The organism is Pseudomonas sp. NPDC087612 (assembly GCF_044743505.1).
Taxonomy (GTDB): domain Bacteria; phylum Pseudomonadota; class Gammaproteobacteria; order Pseudomonadales; family Pseudomonadaceae; genus Aquipseudomonas.
The window spans coordinates 41,527-58,671 of the sequence record NZ_JBIUWO010000016.1; the positions used below are offsets into that span (position 1 = coordinate 41,527).

The window sequence follows — 17,145 nt, forward strand, 5'->3', positions numbered from 1 at the left end:
TCGTGTCCTGTGAGGACCGGATGACATCCATTGGGGGGGTGACCCTTTTCCCCCTCAACGCGGCCTAGTAACCCGCGCCGGATCTGATTGAGGGGCCATCAACCGGCCTCCTCACAGGGCGCTTCAACGAGCAGGCCCGAAGGCGTATGTGTTCCGGAAAAAACGCTGGAGGCAGGCCATTCAGAGGCCTTTAGGTATGAAGAAATTCTTTCGTACTCTGAGTGGTTTGATGAGCCTGTACCGGTGCTATCGCCTGTATGAATTCATCCGCGACAACTGGGATGAACTGTAACTAATAGTTCGCCCGGGGGAGCCCGTCCTAGCTTCGGCTCGGACGGGTTTTTTATGGGCCGGTGGTCGTCCTGCCCCCGGACTCTCCGCAAGGTGCTAGCGAGGCTCAGGGTATTTCTCATTGCTCAGCTTGTGTTCCAGCTGCGCGATCCGCCGCTTGAGGGCAACCCTTTCAGCAGTAAGCACCGCCACCTTGTTCTCTGTTTCACTGAGCTGCGTCACCAGGCCTTCGATGCTCCTGGTGCGGCGATCCACTACCTGCACTCTGCCGCGCAGCTGCTGCTCCTGTCGTTCAACCGCTCGCTGCCGATCAGACACTAGATCAGCTGCTTTCTTCACTGCCCTGGAGCGTGATAGCGCTGCCCGTTTTGAGCGTGCATGGCGAGCTGCACCTTGAGCGTTGGCGCTGGCCACGGCTTCGGCTCGCCGCCAAGCTTCAGTCTTCACTCCGATAGCCGCTGCCGCATAGTCGCGGGCCTTCAGCATTGGCGCTTCGCCCGCAGCAGCCATCGTCGAGTAGAAGGCCGATACCGCCTCATGTTTTGCCTTGGAGCCCTCCACGCCGCGCTCCAGGCCGCGCTGCGCACCAACCTTTGCATGGAAGTCGGTTTGCATCGCCTTCAGCTTTTGGGGGCCACCGAGGAAGTCACGGCACGATAGCCGCTTGTCTGCCGTAATCGGCACAACGTAAACGACCAGGTGCGGCGTTGATTCATCCAGGTGGACGGTCGCGCTTAGGACATGTTCAGCACCGTGGCGCCTCCTGAGCCACTTTAGGGCCTCGGCAAAGTATCCGTCCCCCATGTCGCCCAAATGCCCCCCGTGACGCTTGAACGCTCCAGGGGATGCTGTGACCAGGTATTCAATCGCTAGCACAGCATCCTTGCGTCTTTTGGTCGGCAGCGTGCGCACCAGGGCGGCGAGTAGCTGGTCTGCTCCTTTGGCGCCTACTGTTCGGTTTCGTCCAGTGAGTGATGGGTCAGCATTGGGGGTGGGCTGCATCCTGAATGTATGCATCGCCGACCTCGACACTGCTCCCATGGATTTGAGTTTCTTTGCCCTGATGATTGCGTATGCCATAGCGCTTCTCCGTCGCTTTTAACTGTCTTATCAGTCAGTTAAGCGCTTGGAGCAGCACCCAATGCAACCCCCAGTTTGAAAAAACTGGAGGCCGCAATGTGTAACCCACTACACATCGCTGCGCGATGGTGGGCCTGCTGCGCAGGGGTGAAGCAATGCACAAGCGGGTACCGTGCTCGGCGCAGACGGGGAGCACGACGCTACGTGAAATCTGAGCTGATACCAGGCCTTGGCCCCTGTACTTTGCGCCAGGGAGCGCGGTGGTGTGGACGAAACGGGGACAAAACGGGGAAAATTTATGCCCAAAAACACAAATGGCCTACGCCAGTTAAGCGTAAGCCATTGATTTTGTTGGTGGGCCCACACGGACTTGAACCGTGGACCAAAGGATTATGAGTCCCCTGCTCTAACCAACTGAGCTATAGGCCCCAGTGGACGCGGATTATAACGAGGGATTCCAGGCTGTGCCATCCGAAAGATCTGAAAGAGCTATGCGAAGGAAGGTCCTGGCGAATTCCTCGGCCGGTAGCGGCAGGCTGACGATGTAGCCCTGGATCTGCTCGCAGCCTTCGGCAGCAAGAAACTGCTGCTGAGCCTGGCTTTCCACCCCTTCGGCGATGATGGTCAGTTGCATGCTGCGGCCCAGGGCGATGATGGCGCGGGCAATAGCCGCATCATGAGGATCGTCGGGCAGGCCGCGGATGAACGACTGGTCGATCTTGAGGATATCCAGCGGCAGGCGTTTGAGGTAGCTCAGCGACGAGTAGCCGGTGCCGAAGTCGTCGATCGCCAGTTGCACGCCCAGGTGCTTGAGTTGATGGAGGATGGCCAGGGCTTCTTCGGCCTGGCTCATGATGAAGTTCTCGGTGATTTCCAACTGCAGGTCACCGGCCTTGAGCTGGTGGGTCTTGAGCAGTTGTTCGATGCGTTTGACCAGGCTTGGCTGGCGCAACTGAGCGCCGGCGAGGTTGACCGACAGCGGGCCGAACGCCAGGTAGTTGTGTTTCCAGACCTGCATTTGCCGGCAGGCTTGTTCCAGTACCCAGTCGCCCAGTTGCAGGATCATGCCGTTCTCTTCGGCCAGTGCAATGAAGTGCTCCGGCGGGACGTCGCCGAACGTCGGGTTGGTCCAGCGGATCAGCGCTTCGGCGCCGACCAGGCTCTGGGTCTTGAGGCTGAACTTGGGCTGGTAGCACAGGCTCAGTTCATTGCGCTCGATGGCCCGGCGCAGTTCGTGCTCCAGAGCGATGCGCTCGCTGGCCTGGGCGGTGAGGTCGCGGGTGTAGGACTCGACCCGGTTGCGCCCCTTGGCCTTGGAGCGGTACATGGCGGCGTCGGCGTTGCGGATCAGCGAGGCGACGTCGGTGCCGTCCTGTGGATAAAGGCTGGTGCCGATGCTGGCGCTGGTGAAGAACTCATGTTCGCCAGCCTGGAACGGTGCGCCAAAGCAGGCCAGCAGTTTGTGCGCGATGTGCTCGGCATCACTAGGCTGGTGCAGGCCGGGCAGGAGGATGATGAACTCGTCGCCGCCCAGGCGTGCGACGGTATCGATGTCGCGCACCTGTTCCTTGAGCCGCTGGGCGATGCCTTTAAGCAACAGGTCGCCGACCGGATGGCCGAGGCTGTCGTTGATGTGCTTGAAGCGATCGAGATCGAGAAACAGCACCGCGCCTTGGCGCTTGGAGGCCTGGGAACAGTTGAGCGCGGCCTGCAGGCGGCTTTCGAACAGGGTGCGATTGGGCAGGCCGGTCAGCGGGTCGTGATGGGCCTGGTAATCGAGCTTGGCCTGGGCGTGCTTGAGGCTGGAGATATCGGCGAACACCGCGACAAAGTGGGTGATGGCGCGCTCGCTGTTGCGCACCGCGCTGATGGTCAGCCAACTGGGGTAGATCTCGCCGTTCTTGCGCCGGTTGTGGATCTCACCCTGCCAATGGCCCTCGGCCGTCAGTTGATGCCACATAGCTACGTAGAAGGCGCTGTCGTGCTGGCCGGAGGCAAGCAGCCGCGGGGTCTGACCCAGCGCTTCAAACTCGCTGTAGCCGGTGATTTCGCTGAAGGCGCGGTTGACCGCACTGATGCGCTGGTCGATGTCGGTGATCAACACGCCTTCGGCGGTGTTCTCGAATACGGTGGCGGCCAGTTGCAGTTTTTCCTGCATCAGATGGCGCTCGGTGATGTCGCGGGCGATGGTCAGCATGCAATCGACCCCGGCAATCGGCAGCGGCCTGGCTGACAGTTCGCAGAGACGGATCTGGCCGTCGCTGCGGCGGATATGGCAGCTGAAATCACGCACGAAGCCGTCGCGCTGGAGCATGTCCAGCAGCCGCCGGCGCTCGTTGAGGTCGACCCAGATACCCAGGTCCAGCGAGGTGTGGTCCAGCGACATGTGGGTGTCGTAGCCGGTCAGGCGGCAGAAGCCTTCGTTCACTTCAATCAGCAAACCGTCGCTCTGGCGCGACAGCAGCAGGCCGTCGGGGGAGGCGTGGAAGGCCTTGGCGAACTTCTCTTCGGAGGTTTGCAGCTGCTCCTGGGTTTCTTTCAGCTGGCTGATGTCGCGTACTGCCACTACCAGCGCCGGCGTGCTGTCGAGCTGGAAGGTCTCGGCGGAAGTCAGGCCGGTGAACAGCTGGCCGTTGCTGCGCCGGAAGAGCATTTCCAGGTTGCGGATGCTGCCTGCCTGCAAGCGCTTGAGCAGGTCCGGGCCAACGCCGTCGATGCCCCAGATGTTCAGCTCGGTGGCGGTGCGGCCCAGCACTTGCGCCGGGCTCAGGCCGATCTGTTCTTCAAAGGCCTCGTTGACTTCCAGCAGGCAGCCGTCGCTCATCCGGGCGATCACCAGGATATCCGGGCACTGCTGAAACACCGAGGCGAACTTCTGCTCCGACAGGCGCAGGGCTTCTTCGGCGTTCTTGGTTTCGCTGATGTCGATCATCAGCCCACGCATCACTGGTTTGTGCCCGTGTTCGATGAGGCTGACGATATCGCGCACCCACAGGCTGCGGCCGTCGGCGCGGATTACGCGGTAATCAAGGCTGTGATCGCGGCCGGCGGCGGTTTCGCTGTCGCAATAGGCCTGGGCCCAGAGGGCGTCGTCGGGGTGGATGATGCTGCGCCAGAAGCCCGGGCGCAGCCACTGGTTCAACGGGTAGCCGAGCAGGTCTTCGGCATGGGGCGAGACGTAGCTGTAGGTGAAGTCGTTGGCGTCGGCTTCCCAGGCAATGGCCGAAAGGCTTTCGACCAGGCCGCGGTAGTGGTATTCGCTGCTGCGCAGTTCCTGCTCAAGGGCGATGCGCCGGGAAATCTCCGAGCTCAGGCGGCGGTTGACGCGGATCACCGCAGCAAGGATGGCGATCATCAGCAGCAGGGCGGGCAGGCCGTAGATCAGCAGGTCGTACCACAGCGTGCGGTGGTCAAGCACTTTGCCGACCCAGCGCTCCTGGATATTGCTGATTTCGCCGGGGCTCATGTCGGCCATGACCTTGTCGAGAATGCCGACGAGGATCTTCTGTTCCCGTGGCACTGCCATGGCCAGCTGATAGCGGTAGGGCGTTTCGCCGCTGACGTACAGGCCTTCGAGCTTGAGCTGACGCAGGCTCCATATGCTCGAGGCAAGGTCGCCCACCACGGCGTCCACTTCATCGGTGGCCAGGGCCTGCAGCGCCGAGCTGACATTGGGCAGGGCCACCAGGTTGAGGTCCGGGTGGTGGGTGCGCAACAGCTCGTGGGGCGCGTAGTTTTCCACCACGGCGATCTTCAGGCCGTAGAGGTCCTTGATGGTCCGTGGTTGCGGCCCGCCATCATGGGCGAGGATGACGATCGGAAAATCCAGGTACGGGCGGGTGAAGGCCAGAAAGCTCTGGCGCTCTGGGGTCGACATGATGCCGGGCAGCAGGTCGAGCTTGTTCTGCCGGGCCTGCTCGAGCACGGCAGTCCAGCTGATCGGCTCGATCGGCTTGAACTGCACGTCCAGGCGGTCCTGGATAAGGGCAATGTAGTCGGCGGCCAATCCCTGGTAGCGACCGTCCTGGTCCCGGTATTCAAAAGGTGGCCAGGATGCATCGACGCCCAGGCGCAGCTGCGGGTGTGCGCTGAGCCAGGCTTGTTCTTCCTCAGTCAGGGTCAAGGCGCCGGCAGTTGCACTCCAGACGAGCAGGAGAGCCAACAGAAGGGCCGGCATTCGGGGCATAACGGCCTCGTCACACAGGTGGATTGATTCGAGTGTAGACGGGCATTTCAGCGGCGGGGTAGTGGGCAAAGGCTGAAAAGCGCCGTTCGCCGGAAAAGAAAAACCCCGGCCTGGGCCGGGGTTTGTCATCACTCGTCGAGGAAGGAGCGCAGATGCTCGCTTCGCGTCGGATGGCGCAGCTTGCGCAGCGCCTTGGCTTCAATCTGACGGATCCGCTCGCGGGTCACGTCGAATTGTTTGCCGACCTCTTCGAGGGTGTGATCGGTGTTCATGTCGATACCGAAACGCATGCGCAGCACCTTGGCTTCGCGTGCGGTCAGACCGGAGAGCACGTCACGGGTCGCTTCCTTGAGGCTTTCGACCGTGGCCACATCGATTGGCGACTGCATGGTCGAGTCTTCGATGAAGTCACCCAGATGCGAATCTTCGTCGTCACCGATCGGGGTTTCCATGGAGATCGGCTCTTTGGCGATCTTCAATACCTTGCGGATCTTGTCCTCAGGCATTTCCATGCGCTCACCCAGCTCTTCCGGGGTCGGTTCGCGACCCATTTCCTGCAACATCTGCCGGGAAATACGGTTGAGCTTGTTGATCGTCTCGATCATGTGCACCGGAATACGGATGGTGCGGGCCTGGTCGGCGATCGAACGGGTGATCGCCTGGCGAATCCACCAGGTGGCATAGGTCGAGAACTTGTAACCACGACGGTATTCGAACTTGTCCACCGCCTTCATCAGGCCGATGTTGCCTTCCTGGATCAGGTCGAGGAACTGCAGGCCGCGGTTGGTGTACTTCTTGGCGATCGAGATAACCAGACGCAGGTTGGCCTCGACCATTTCTTTCTTGGCGCGACGAGCCTTGGCTTCACCGATCGACATGCGACGGTTGATGTCCTTGATCTCGGCGATGGTCAGGCCGGTTTCGCTTTCGAGGTCGATCAGCTTCTGCTGGCAGGCCACGATGGCGTCGCTTTTCTCACCCAGGGCAGCCGCCCATTTGGTGCTGCGCTTGGCCAGGTCGCTGGCCCAGGTCTGGTCGATTTCGTTGCTCGGGAACAGGCGCAGGAAGTCGGCACGTGGCATGCGCGCGTCACGGACGCACAGTTGCATGATGGCGCGTTCTTGCTGACGCAGGCGGTCCAGGGCGCTACGAACGCGCTCAACCAGGGCTTCGAACTGCTTCGGTACCAGCTTGATCGGCATGAACAGCTCGGCCAGATCAAGCATCGCCTTGAGGCTGTCCTTGTGGCTGCGGCCGTTCTTCTTCAGTACCTTGAGGGTAGCGTTGAGCTGATCCTGGACGGCACCGAAGCGCTGTTGCGCGACGACCGGATCCGGACCGCTTTCGACTTCTTCCTCTTCGTCGCTGCTTTCCTCTTTCTCTTCCTCGTCGTCGTCAGCATCGGCCTTGGCCGGGGCTTTCGGGTCGATCGGCGGCGGCACCTCGGCCGGCGGCGCGATGCCGTCGTCCGGGTCGATGTAACCGCTGAGAACGTCGGACAGGCGGCCACCTTCGGTAGTGACGCGATCGTACTCGGAGAGGATGTGCTCGACAGTACCCGGGAAGTGGGCGATAGCACCCATGACTTCACGAATACCTTCTTCGATCCGCTTGGCGATTTCGATTTCGCCTTCGCGGGTCAGAAGCTCGACGGTACCCATTTCACGCATGTACATGCGCACCGGGTCAGTCGTGCGACCAATATCGGTTTCCACAGCCGCCAACGCTGCGGCGGCTTCTTCAGCTGCGGCTTCGTCGGTGTCGGCTTCGGCCAACAAAAGGGCATCCGCATCCGGAGCACTCTCGAATACGTTGATCCCCATGTCGTTGATCATGCGGATGATGTCTTCCACCTGCTCCGGATCTGAAATATCCTCTGGCAGGTGGTCGTTGACCTCCGCGTAAGTCAGGTAGCCCTGCTCACGACCGCGGGTGATCAACTCTTTGATGCGAGACTGCTGTTGCGCTTTTCCGGACATAACACCCTATCCACTGAAGGTCTTGGCGGGCAAAAAACAAGCCGAGGATTATACCCGAGCTAGGACCTCACGCGCCAGTTGAGGTCGGGGTTTGTGCGGGAACATTACGGCTTAACAGGTCACGCAGCTGATTTTTTTCCTCTGCGCTCAAGTCACTTTGACGTGCTTTCCTGAGCAGATGTTCCAGGCTGCGCTCGCGTTGGCGAGCGGACAAGCTAGTTATGGTGTCGAAAAACTGTTGTTCAAGGTTATCGGCATCGATCAGCCATTCCTTTTCTGCCAATGCCCTTAGCAGGCGGCCCTGTTCGGTGCCATGCCAGCGGGCGATCAGCTGTAGTGAGCGTAGCTCAGGATTCTTTTGCAACGCCTCGAGCAGGGCTACCAGCAGCTGGGCATAGACGTGTTCTTCGGCCGCCAGCTGGCTGGCATCTTCGACCTTTTTCGCCAGTTGCGGGTGATGCAGCAAGGTGCGCAGGGCGCTCAAGGTCGGCGGTTCTACCGAGGTCGGCACCCGTGGTGGCGCATCCTGGCGCTGGCCATTGCGCTCCCAGGGCTTGCCCTTCTTGTCCCAGGGTTTGCCGTCCCACTTTTTCTTGCCGCCCTTGTTCGGTGTCCACTGCTGTTGTGGCGCGGCGTACTCGGGCTGGTGAAAATCAGCGTAATCCGGTGTGTAGTCGGGAATCGCGTCGTAATCGATGCCCGGGTCGTAACTGGGTGGAGCTTCAGCCGGTGCAGTGTGCGCCAGTTGTTCGACCTGCTGGTTGTCCAGGCCGGTAATTTCCTTGAGGCGGTTGCGCATCAAGGCGCGAAGATTCGCCCCGGGCACTTTTTCGATCAACGGTGCAGCGAGGGTGGCCATGTGTGCCTTGCCCTCGAGCGAGCGCGGGTCAGCTTCCTCGGTCAACTGCTGGAAAAAATAATCGGCCAGCGGCTGCGCATGCTGGTTGATGCGCGCGCGGAAGGCATCAGTGCCTTCGGCGCGTACCAGGGTGTCGGGGTCTTCGCCTTCGGGCAAAAACAGAAAGCGCGCCTTGCGCCCGTCCTGCAGGCTCGAAAGCGTTGCTTCCAGGGCGCGCCAGGCAGCATTGCGGCCGGCCTGGTCGCCGTCAAAACAGAACAGCACGCTCGGCACCACGCGAAACAGACGCTTGAGGTGCTCTTCGCTGGTGGCCGTGCCCAGGGTTGCCACCGCGTTGCGCAAGCCTTGCTGCGCGAGGGCGATGACGTCCATGTAGCCTTCGACCACGATGATCTCGTCGAGGTTGCGGTTGAACTTGCGCGCCTCGTACAGCCCGTACAGCTCCTGACCCTTGTGGAACACCGGGGTTTCCGGGGAATTGAGGTACTTGGGCTTGTCGTCGCCCAGAACCCGGCCGCCGAAGGCGATGACCCGGCCACGGCTGTCGCGGATCGGAAACATCACCCGGTCACGGAAGCGGTCGTAGCGCTTGCCTGACTCGGCGTTCTCGATCAGCAGGCCGGCATCGATCATGGCCTTTTGCTGCAAGGTATCGCTGCTCAAATGTTTGAACAGGTTGTCCCAGCCGGGCGGGGCAAAGCCCAGGCCGAAGTCGCGGGCGATCTCGCCGGACAGGCCGCGGCCCTTGAGGTAGTCGACCGCGGATTTGCGTGTCGGATGGCTGCGCAGCGCCTGGCGATAAAATTCGGCGGCGGCTTCAAGCAGCGGGTACAGCGGTGAATCGACTGGTTGCCGGGGTTTGTGACCACGCCCGCTTTCTTCGCGGGGGATCTCCATGCCGGCGGCCTTGGCCAGTTCCTCGACGGCCTGGGGGAAATCCAGGTTGTCGTGGTCCATGATGAAGCCAAGGGCGTTGCCGCCCGCGCCGCAGCCAAAGCAGTAATAGAACTGTTTGTCGGGGCTGACGCTGAAGGACGGGGTCTTTTCTTTGTGGAACGGGCAGCAGGCCGTGAGGTTCTTGCCAGCTTTTTTCAGCTGCACGCGCGAACTCACCACATCGACGATGTCGGTACGGTTGAGCAGGTCGTCGATAAAACTCTGGGGAATCAGCCCGGCCATGGCACTCTCATCATCAGGCGATAAGCAAGTGTAATCGCTAATGCGGCGGGAACGGCTGCGCGTTCGAGCGATGTCGAATGGCGTAACACAAAATACGGAAAGACGTGCTCGTCTGCAGCCGGTGAAGGCTCGTCAGGAAGGACGTGCACAGCTGGCGTTGCGGCCAGTTCTGACGATTCAGGCAGGTTGTCCATGCTGCAGGGCAACAGGACGCCTTGGGCCCGAAGGCCAAAGGATCAAGCAACAACTGCCGGCAGCCCGGCTGTGGGCCGGGCGAGGCAGAAGCTTGCGACGGACGTCTGTATTAGTACAGACGAACGGCGCGGCGCTGTTCGCGCTGAACTTTCTTGGCGTGACGTTTAACAGCGGCTGCTGCTTTGCGCTTACGCTCAGAAGTCGGCTTCTCGTAAAATTCGCGGCTACGAACTTCAGCCAGAACACCGGCTTTTTCGCAGGAGCGCTTGAAACGACGCAGAGCTACGTCGAAGGGTTCATTCTCTTTAACTTTGACGGCTGGCATCCAGAGCTACCTTCATTCATTACCGGGGTCAACGAACTCGTGGCAAAAATGTGCGCTGGAGAACGTCGGTTTTTAAGGGTTGCGGATGTTAACCCTTAGCCGACCGGAATGCAAAGCCTCTGATCGAAAACCGCTGGTCGGCGTCGGGAGCGGGGACTATCATGCGCGCCTTCGAATTCAGCCTCAACAAGGCACGGACCCATGCTAGTACTGGGATTGGAAACATCCTGCGACGAAACCGGCGTCGCATTATACGACAGTGAACGCGGCCTTTTGGCCGATGCATTGTTCAGTCAGATCGACCTGCACCGCGTCTATGGCGGGGTAGTGCCGGAGCTGGCCTCGCGTGATCACGTCAAGCGCATGCTGCCGTTGATCCGCCAGGTGCTGGCCGAAGCCGACTGCGTCGCCACCGAGATCGACGCCATCGCCTATACCGCAGGCCCCGGCCTGGTCGGCGCGCTCCTGGTGGGCGCTTCCTGCGCCCAGGCCCTGGCCTTTGCCTGGGGGATTCCGGCGCTTGGCGTGCATCACATGGAAGGTCACCTGCTGGCGCCGATGCTCGAAGAGCAGCCACCCGAGTTCCCGTTCGTCGCCTTGCTGGTGTCGGGCGGGCATACCCAGTTGGTGCGCGTCGACGGTATCGGTCAGTACGAGTTGCTCGGCGAGACCCTCGATGACGCCGCCGGCGAAGCCTTCGACAAGACCGCCAAGCTGATCGGCCTGCCGTACCCGGGTGGCCCGGAGATCGCTCGCCTGGCAACCCAGGGCGTGCCCGGGCGCTTTGTCTTCCCGCGGCCGATGACCGACCGCCCGGGGCTGGATTTCAGCTTCAGCGGCCTGAAAACCTTTGCCCTCAATACCTGGCAGCAGTGCCAGAGTGCTGGGGACGACGGTGAGCAAACCCGTTGCGACGTGTCGCTGGCCTTCCAGCAGGCGGTGGTGGAGACTTTGACCATCAAGTGCAAGCGAGCCCTCAAGCAGACCGGCCTCAAGCGCCTGGTGATCGCTGGCGGCGTCAGTGCCAACAAGGCCTTGCGCGCTTCGCTGGAAGACATGCTGGCTGGCATCAAGGGTAATGTGTACTACGCCCGGCCGCAGTTTTGCACCGATAACGGCGCCATGATTGCCTACGCCGGCTGCCAGCGTCTGGCCGCCGGGCAGCAGGAAAGCCTGGCGATCAGCGTGCAGGCGCGCTGGCCAATGGAGCAACTGGCGCCGCTGTGAAGCTGAGCGTTGCTCATGCGCTGGATTCAGAAATGCCGTTCGCGTCCGGCGAAAAGGTCGCGTAGATTGCCGCGGTGACGCCAGACAATCAGCACGGTCAGCACGCTGATTGGCAGCAACGCTTCCGGCTCGCGCCAGGCCAGTAGTGGCAGGGTCAGTGGCGTTGCCACCAGCGCCGCCAGCGAGCTGGTACGGGTCAGGTAGAAGGTCAGCAGCCAGGCGCTGATGGCCAGCAAGGCGGCTGGCGGGTAAAGCCCCAGCAGCATGCCGGCGGCGGTGGCGACACCTTTGCCGCCGCGAAAGCGGAAGTACACCGGAAACAGATGGCCAATCACCGCGCACACGCCGATCCAGGCCTGTTGCTGCAGGTCGAGGCCAGCAAGATTGGCGACCAGCACGGGCAGCAGGCCCTTGCACAGGTCGCCAAGCAGGGTCAGGACCGCCAGTTTGCGGCCGGCCAGGCGCAGCATGTTGGTTGCACCGGCATTGCCTGAACCGCTCATGCGCGGGTCCGGGCTGCCATTGAGGCGGCTGAGGACGATGGCAAAGGACAGAGAGCCAAGCAGGTAGGCGCACAGCGCCAGTAACCAAAACATGCTAACCATTCCGGGCGAGGACGCCCTGATTCTAACGGCGCAACGCGCCCTTGTCGTGCTGTGGAGAGAAGTGCTTGGACAGAGTGTTCATCGAGGGGCTGGAAGTCGATACCGTGATCGGCGCCTATGACTGGGAGCGCGGAATCCGCCAGTGCCTGCGCCTGGACCTGAGCTTTGCCTGGGATAACCGCCCGGCCGCAGCCGGAGACGACCTGACCAAGGCCCTGGACTACGCCAGCGTGTCGGCGCGCATCCAGGCGTTTGCCGAGCAGTCCGAGTTCCAGTTGGTGGAAACTTTCGCCGAGCGCCTGGCGGCGGTGCTGATGAGCGAGTTCCAGATTCCCTGGTTGCGCCTGAAACTGACCAAGCCTGGCGCGGTACCGGCCGCCACTGGGGTCGGCGTGGAGATCGAGCGCGGATGTCTCTGAACAGGGTTTACCTCGGGCTGGGCAGCAATATCGAGCGCGAGCGGCACTTGACCGCCGGGCTCGATGCCTTGGCCGAAATGCTCACTGACATGCACTGTTCGGCGGTGTTCGAAAGCCAGGCGGTGGGCATCAAGAGCGGACCGTTCTTCAACCTGGTGGTCAGCGGTTTGACCGAGCTGCCGCTGATGGAACTGGATCGCCGGCTCAAGTTCATCGAGGCCGACAATGGCCGCTACGCCCCCGAGCGCAAAGGCCTGCCGCTGGATATCGACGTGCTGATGTACAACGACCTGCATGGCAGCTTCGACGGGCTGGTATTGCCGCGGGCAGAGATTCTCAAGAACGCATTCGTGTTGTGGCCGCTGGCGTTGATTGCGCCAGCGCTTAAGCACCCGGGTGCCGGCAAAACCATGAGCCAGCTGTGGGCCGAGGCGCAAATCGAGCAAGTGCTGGCGCCGGTACCGTTCGAGTGGCGTGGGCAACAACTAACCAGGATTTGACCCCATCGCTGGCAAGCCAGCTCCCACAAGGTCCGGTGTAGGCAGGCCCTGTGGGAGCTGGCTTGCCAGCGATGAAGGCGACACGCATTACCGCTTGGCGTCGTCCTTGTACGCCTTCAACGCCTTCAGCCGCTCGCCCTTGAGCGCCTCGCCCAGCGCCTGCCCGGTCAGCCCTCGTTGCACCAGCGGTTGCACCTGCACTGCACGCGCCGCCGCCGCTGCGCCGCGCAGGTAATCAGCCTGTGGATAATCACGTTGCTCCAGGCCCTTGCGGCCCCGGGCGTCCATCTCGCAGGCGACGATAAACTCCTCGAAACGCTGCGGCCGGCGGTACACATCGAAGCTTTGCAGTAGCTCCAGCAAGGTCGAGGCGCGCAGTTCCAGGGCCCGGTGGCAGTGGGTGTGATATTCCCCGACCAGCAAGGCCAGTTCCTGGCATTCACGGGGCGCCTTGAAGCGCTGGTTCACCGCCTTGATCAACTTCAGCCCGCGTTGCTCGTGAGCGATGTGCCGTGGCCATTCTTCCTCTGGGGTAAGGCCCTTGCCCAGGTCGTGCAGCAAACAGGCCCAGCGCACGCTCAGGGGCTGCTGGTGCAGGGCGGCTTGCTCGAGCACCGAGAGGGTATGGATGCCGCTGTCGATCTCTGGGTGATGGGCCTCAGGCTGCGGCACACCGAACAGCGCATCGAGCTCGGGCATCAGTTGCTTGAGGGCGCCGCAATCGCGCAATACCTGGATGAATACCTGGGGTTGGTCCTCCATCAGCGCCCGGGCGATTTCCTTCCAGCTGCGCTCGGCGGTCAGGGCTTGCAGTTCGCCTGAATCTCCCAGTTCGCGCATCAGCTCGATGGTTTCCGGGGCCACGCTAAAGCCCATGCCGGCATAGCGCGCGGCAAAGCGGGCGACGCGCAGCACGCGCAAGGGATCTTCGGCGAATGCCGGGGAAACATGGCGCAAAATTCGGGCTTCTAGGTCTTTCTGGCCGTTATACGGGTCGCAGATATTACCCTGGTCGTCCTCGGCCATGGCATTGATGGTCAGGTCGCGGCGGATCAGGTCCTGCTCGAGGGTAACCTCGGGGCTGGCGTGGAAGGTGAAGCCGCCATAGCCGCGTCCGCTCTTGCGCTCGGTGCGCGCCAAGGCGTATTCCTCACCGCTTTTGGGGTGCAGGAACACCGGGAAATCCGCCCCGACCGGGCGATAGCCCAGGGCTTGCATTTGTTCCGCCGTGGCGCCGACCACGACCCAGTCGATATCACTGACCGGCCTGCCGAGCAGGCGGTCGCGTACGGCGCCGCCGACTTTGTAGATCTGCATGTAGAACCTCCGTTGATGCCACAGGATAACCTGTCTGGCAGCAACGGAGGGCGTGCTAGAGGTGCACTACCGCCAGGTCCAGGCGACCATAGTCAGCTTCGCCGTGCTCGCCTTTGGGCGGCACATGGTGGGTTTTCATCACCTGCTCGCCCTGCAGGGTCTCCAGGTGGATGTCAAAGCCCCAGAGGCGGTGCAGGTGCTTGAGAACCTCCTCGGTTGAGTCGCCCAGGGGTTTGCGGTCGTGTTGCTGGTGGCGCAGGGTCAGCGAGCGGTCGCCGCGACGGTCGATGCTCCAGATCTGCACGTTGGGTTCACGGTTGCCGAGGTTGTACTGGGCGGCCAGGGTCTCGCGGATAATCCGATAGCCACTTTCGTCGTGGATGGCCGGTACCAGCAGGTCTTCGCGCTGATCGTCATCGAGGATGCTGAACAGCTTTAGGTCGCGGATTACCGTCGGCGACAGGTACTGGAGAATGAAGCTTTCGTCCTTGAAGCTGCTCATGGCGAACTTGATGGTCGACAGCCAGTCACTGCCGGCGATGTCGGGGAACCAGCGGCGGTCCTCTTCGGTAGGGTGTTCGCACATGCGGCGGATGTCGCGGTACATCGCAAAGCCCAGGGCATAAGGGTTGATGCCGCTGTAATAGGGGCTGTCGAAGCCTGGCTGGAACACCACGCTGGTGTGCGACTGCAGGAACTCCATCATGAAGCCTTCGGTCACCAGGCCTTCGTCATACAGATCGTTCATCAGGGTGTAGTGCCAGAAGGTTGCCCAGCCTTCGTTCATCACCTGGGTCTGGCGCTGCGGGTAGAAGTACTGGGCGATCTTGCGCACGATACGCACGATTTCACGCTGCCAGGGTTCGAGCAGCGGCGCGTGTTTCTCGATGAAGTAGAGGATGTTCTCCTGGGGTTCGGCCGGGAAGCGCGCGTTGTCGCGGTCGCTGTTCTTGTCGGCGCCCTTGGGAATGGTGCGCCACAGGTCGTTGATCTGTTTTTGCAGGTGCTCTTCGCGTTCCTTCTGCCGGCGCCGCTCTTCTTCAGCGGAGATCGGGTAGGGCCGCTTGTAGCGGTCGACACCGTAGTTCATCAGCGCGTGGCAGGAGTCGAGCAGGTCTTCGACGGCATCGATGCCATGGCGTTCTTCGCACTGGGTGATGTACTGCTTGGCAAACACCAGGTAGTCGATGATCGAGCTGGCGTCGGTCCAGGTGCGGAACAGGTAGTTGCCCTTGAAGAAGCTGTTGTGCCCGTAGCAGGCGTGGGCAACCACCAGGGCCTGCATGCAGATGGTGTTTTCTTCCATCAGGTAGGCGATGCAGGGGTCGGAGTTGATCACGATCTCGTAGGCCAGGCCCATTTGACCGCGGCTATAGGACTTTTCAGTGCTGAGAAAGTGTTTGCCGTAGGACCAGTGGTGATAGCCCAGCGGCATGCCGACGGAGGCGTAGGCGTCCATCATTTGCTCGGCGGTGATCACCTCGATCTGGTTGGGGTAGGTGTCCAGGGCGTAGCGCTCGGCCAGGCGGCTGATTTCCCGGTCATAGGCCTGGATCAGTTCGAATGTCCATTCGGACCCGGTAGAAATAGGGTGGCGCTTCTGCTCTCTAGCGGTCATGTCACTAACCTGCGCTGGAAGAGTTCACGGAAGACCGGATAGATATCGCCGGCCGACACCAGCTGCTGCTGGGCGAACGTATCGGCAAAGGCTTCGCCGATACGCTCATACTCGTACCACAATGCCTGATGTTCGCGAGGGGTGATCTCAACGTAAGTGTAGTACTGGACGAACGGCATGATCTGCTTGGTAAGAATCTCGCGGCAGATCGGTGAGTCGTCGTTCCAGTTGTCGCCGTCTGAAGCCTGGGCGGCGTAGATGTTCCATTCATTGGCCGGATAGCGCTCGGCCATGATTTCCTGCATCAGCTTCAGGGCGCTGGAGACGATGGTGCCGCCGGTTTCCCGGGAGTAGAAAAACTCCTCTTCATCCACTTCGCGGGCGCTGGTGTGATGGCGGATGAACACGACTTCGATCTTGTCGTAGTTGCGCTTGAGGAACAGGTACAAAAGGATGAAGAAGCGCTTGGCGATGTCCTTGGTGGCCTGGGTCATGGAGCCGGAAACGTCCATCAGGCAGAACATCACCGCCTTGGAGCTGGGGTTGGGTTGCTTGACCAGCAGGTTGTACTTGAGGTCGAAGGTGTCGAGGAACGGCACGCGGTGGATGCGCGCGCTCAATCGCTCGATTTCTGCTTCAATTTCCTGAATATCGCCGAAGTTGTCCGGTTCTTCGCGCTTCAGGCGCGCCAGTTCTTCCTGCGCCTCACGCAGTTTTGCCCGGCTGCTGCCGGACAGGGCGATACGCCGGGCATGGGCAGAACGCAGGGTGCGGATGATGTTGATGCGTGACGGGTTGCCTTCGTTGCTGATACCGGCGCGCACGGTCTTGAAGGTGTCGGTGCCGGTCAGGTGACGTTTGACCAGGTTGGGCAGTTCGAGGTCTTCGAACATGAACTCGAGGAATTCTTCCTGGGTGATCTGGAAGACGAATTCGTCCATGCCTTCGCCAGAGTTGCCGGCCTTGCCGCGGCCGCCGCCCCCGCCGCCCCCTTGCGGACGGGCGATATGCTCGCCCGCGGTGAATTCCTTGTTGCCGGGGTGCACCACGGTCTGCTTGCCGCCGCGGCCATGGTGCAGCACCGGTTCGTCGATGTCGCGCCCGGGAATGCTGATCTGCTCGCCGTGCTCCATATCGGTGATGGAGCGGCGGCTCACGGCCTCCTCGACGGCCTTCTTGATATGGTCACGGTAACGCCGCAAAAAGCGCTGGCGGTTGACCGTGCTCTTGTTCTTGCCGTTCAGGCGTCGGTCGATCACATAGCTCATAGGCCCCTCCGGGAGTAGGCGGTAGCTGCAAGCTGCAAGCTGTAAGCTTCAAGCTTCAAGTTGGATCACCGCTGCCCCCGCAAGCCGACACGTATTT

General features: G+C 61.5%; 12 protein-coding genes and 1 tRNA gene. 3 read left to right on the forward strand and 10 right to left on the reverse strand.

The genetic code is table 11. The features are described 5' to 3' along the window. Window positions 1-387: 387 nt before the first annotated feature. The 6 genes from mobV to rpsU all read right to left on the reverse strand — a co-directional run bounded on the left by mobV (window position 388) and on the right by rpsU (window position 10,094). Window positions 388-1,371, reverse strand: coding sequence for a MobV family relaxase (gene mobV, locus ACIOVF_RS26380; protein WP_401293732.1), 984 nt, complete (start codon window positions 1,369-1,371; stop codon window positions 388-390). Between the two features lie 352 nt (window positions 1,372-1,723). Beyond that, window positions 1,724-1,800, reverse strand: a tRNA-Ile gene (locus tag ACIOVF_RS26385). 13 nt (window positions 1,801-1,813) lie between these two features. Further along, window positions 1,814-5,557: an EAL domain-containing protein gene (locus ACIOVF_RS26390; protein ID WP_401293734.1), complete on the reverse strand. Its 3,744-nt coding sequence runs from the start codon at window positions 5,555-5,557 to the stop codon at window positions 1,814-1,816. Between the two features lie 128 nt (window positions 5,558-5,685). Then, window positions 5,686-7,536: an RNA polymerase sigma factor RpoD gene (gene rpoD, locus ACIOVF_RS26395; protein WP_045199259.1), complete on the reverse strand. Its 1,851-nt coding sequence runs from the start codon at window positions 7,534-7,536 to the stop codon at window positions 5,686-5,688. A gap of 67 nt (window positions 7,537-7,603) precedes the next feature. Next, window positions 7,604-9,574 (reverse strand): DNA primase, encoded by a 1,971-nt coding sequence (gene dnaG, locus ACIOVF_RS26400; protein ID WP_093378936.1) that lies wholly within the window; start codon window positions 9,572-9,574, stop codon window positions 7,604-7,606. 304 nt (window positions 9,575-9,878) lie between these two features. Next, a complete protein-coding gene (gene rpsU / locus ACIOVF_RS26405) occupies window positions 9,879-10,094 on the reverse strand; it encodes a 30S ribosomal protein S21 (RefSeq protein WP_002551877.1) in 216 nt (71 codons plus the stop codon). Between the two features lie 201 nt (window positions 10,095-10,295). Here rpsU and tsaD point away from each other — a divergent pair, with 201 nt between their 5' ends. Next, a complete protein-coding gene (gene tsaD / locus ACIOVF_RS26410; RefSeq protein WP_038998431.1) occupies window positions 10,296-11,321 on the forward strand; it encodes a tRNA (adenosine(37)-N6)-threonylcarbamoyltransferase complex transferase subunit TsaD in 1,026 nt (341 codons plus the stop codon). Between the two features lie 26 nt (window positions 11,322-11,347). Here tsaD and plsY read toward each other — a convergent pair whose 3' ends face one another. Next, window positions 11,348-11,917 carry a glycerol-3-phosphate 1-O-acyltransferase PlsY gene (gene plsY, locus ACIOVF_RS26415; RefSeq protein ID WP_045199269.1) on the reverse strand — a complete coding sequence of 190 codons (570 nt, stop codon included), beginning with the start codon at window positions 11,915-11,917 and terminating at the stop codon, window positions 11,348-11,350. Window positions 11,918-11,991: 74 nt separating this feature from the next. Between plsY and folB the strand changes: the two genes are divergently transcribed. Then, window positions 11,992-12,345, forward strand: a complete 354-nt coding sequence (gene folB / locus ACIOVF_RS26420; protein WP_045199271.1) for a dihydroneopterin aldolase — start codon at window positions 11,992-11,994, stop codon at window positions 12,343-12,345. Continuing rightward, window positions 12,336-12,845: a 2-amino-4-hydroxy-6-hydroxymethyldihydropteridine diphosphokinase gene (gene folK / locus ACIOVF_RS26425; RefSeq protein ID WP_045199273.1), complete on the forward strand. Its 510-nt coding sequence runs from the start codon at window positions 12,336-12,338 to the stop codon at window positions 12,843-12,845. The genes folB and folK overlap by 10 nt, the downstream gene beginning before the upstream one ends. Before the next feature lie 87 nt (window positions 12,846-12,932). Here folK and ACIOVF_RS26430 read toward each other — a convergent pair whose 3' ends face one another. The 3 genes from ACIOVF_RS26430 to ACIOVF_RS26440 are packed head-to-tail and all read right to left on the reverse strand — an operon-like array spanning window position 12,933 to window position 17,048. After that, window positions 12,933-14,162, reverse strand: a complete 1,230-nt coding sequence (locus ACIOVF_RS26430; protein WP_401293741.1) for a multifunctional CCA addition/repair protein — start codon at window positions 14,160-14,162, stop codon at window positions 12,933-12,935. Between the two features lie 55 nt (window positions 14,163-14,217). Beyond that, on the reverse strand, window positions 14,218-15,780 hold the full coding sequence (locus ACIOVF_RS26435; RefSeq protein WP_045199277.1) for a SpoVR family protein: 1,563 nt from the start codon (window positions 15,778-15,780) through the stop codon (window positions 14,218-14,220). Then, entirely contained in the window at window positions 15,777-17,048 is a 1,272-nt protein-coding gene (locus ACIOVF_RS26440; RefSeq protein WP_045199279.1) for a YeaH/YhbH family protein, read from the reverse strand. The genes ACIOVF_RS26435 and ACIOVF_RS26440 overlap by 4 nt, the downstream gene beginning before the upstream one ends. Window positions 17,049-17,145: the final 97 nt, after the last annotated feature.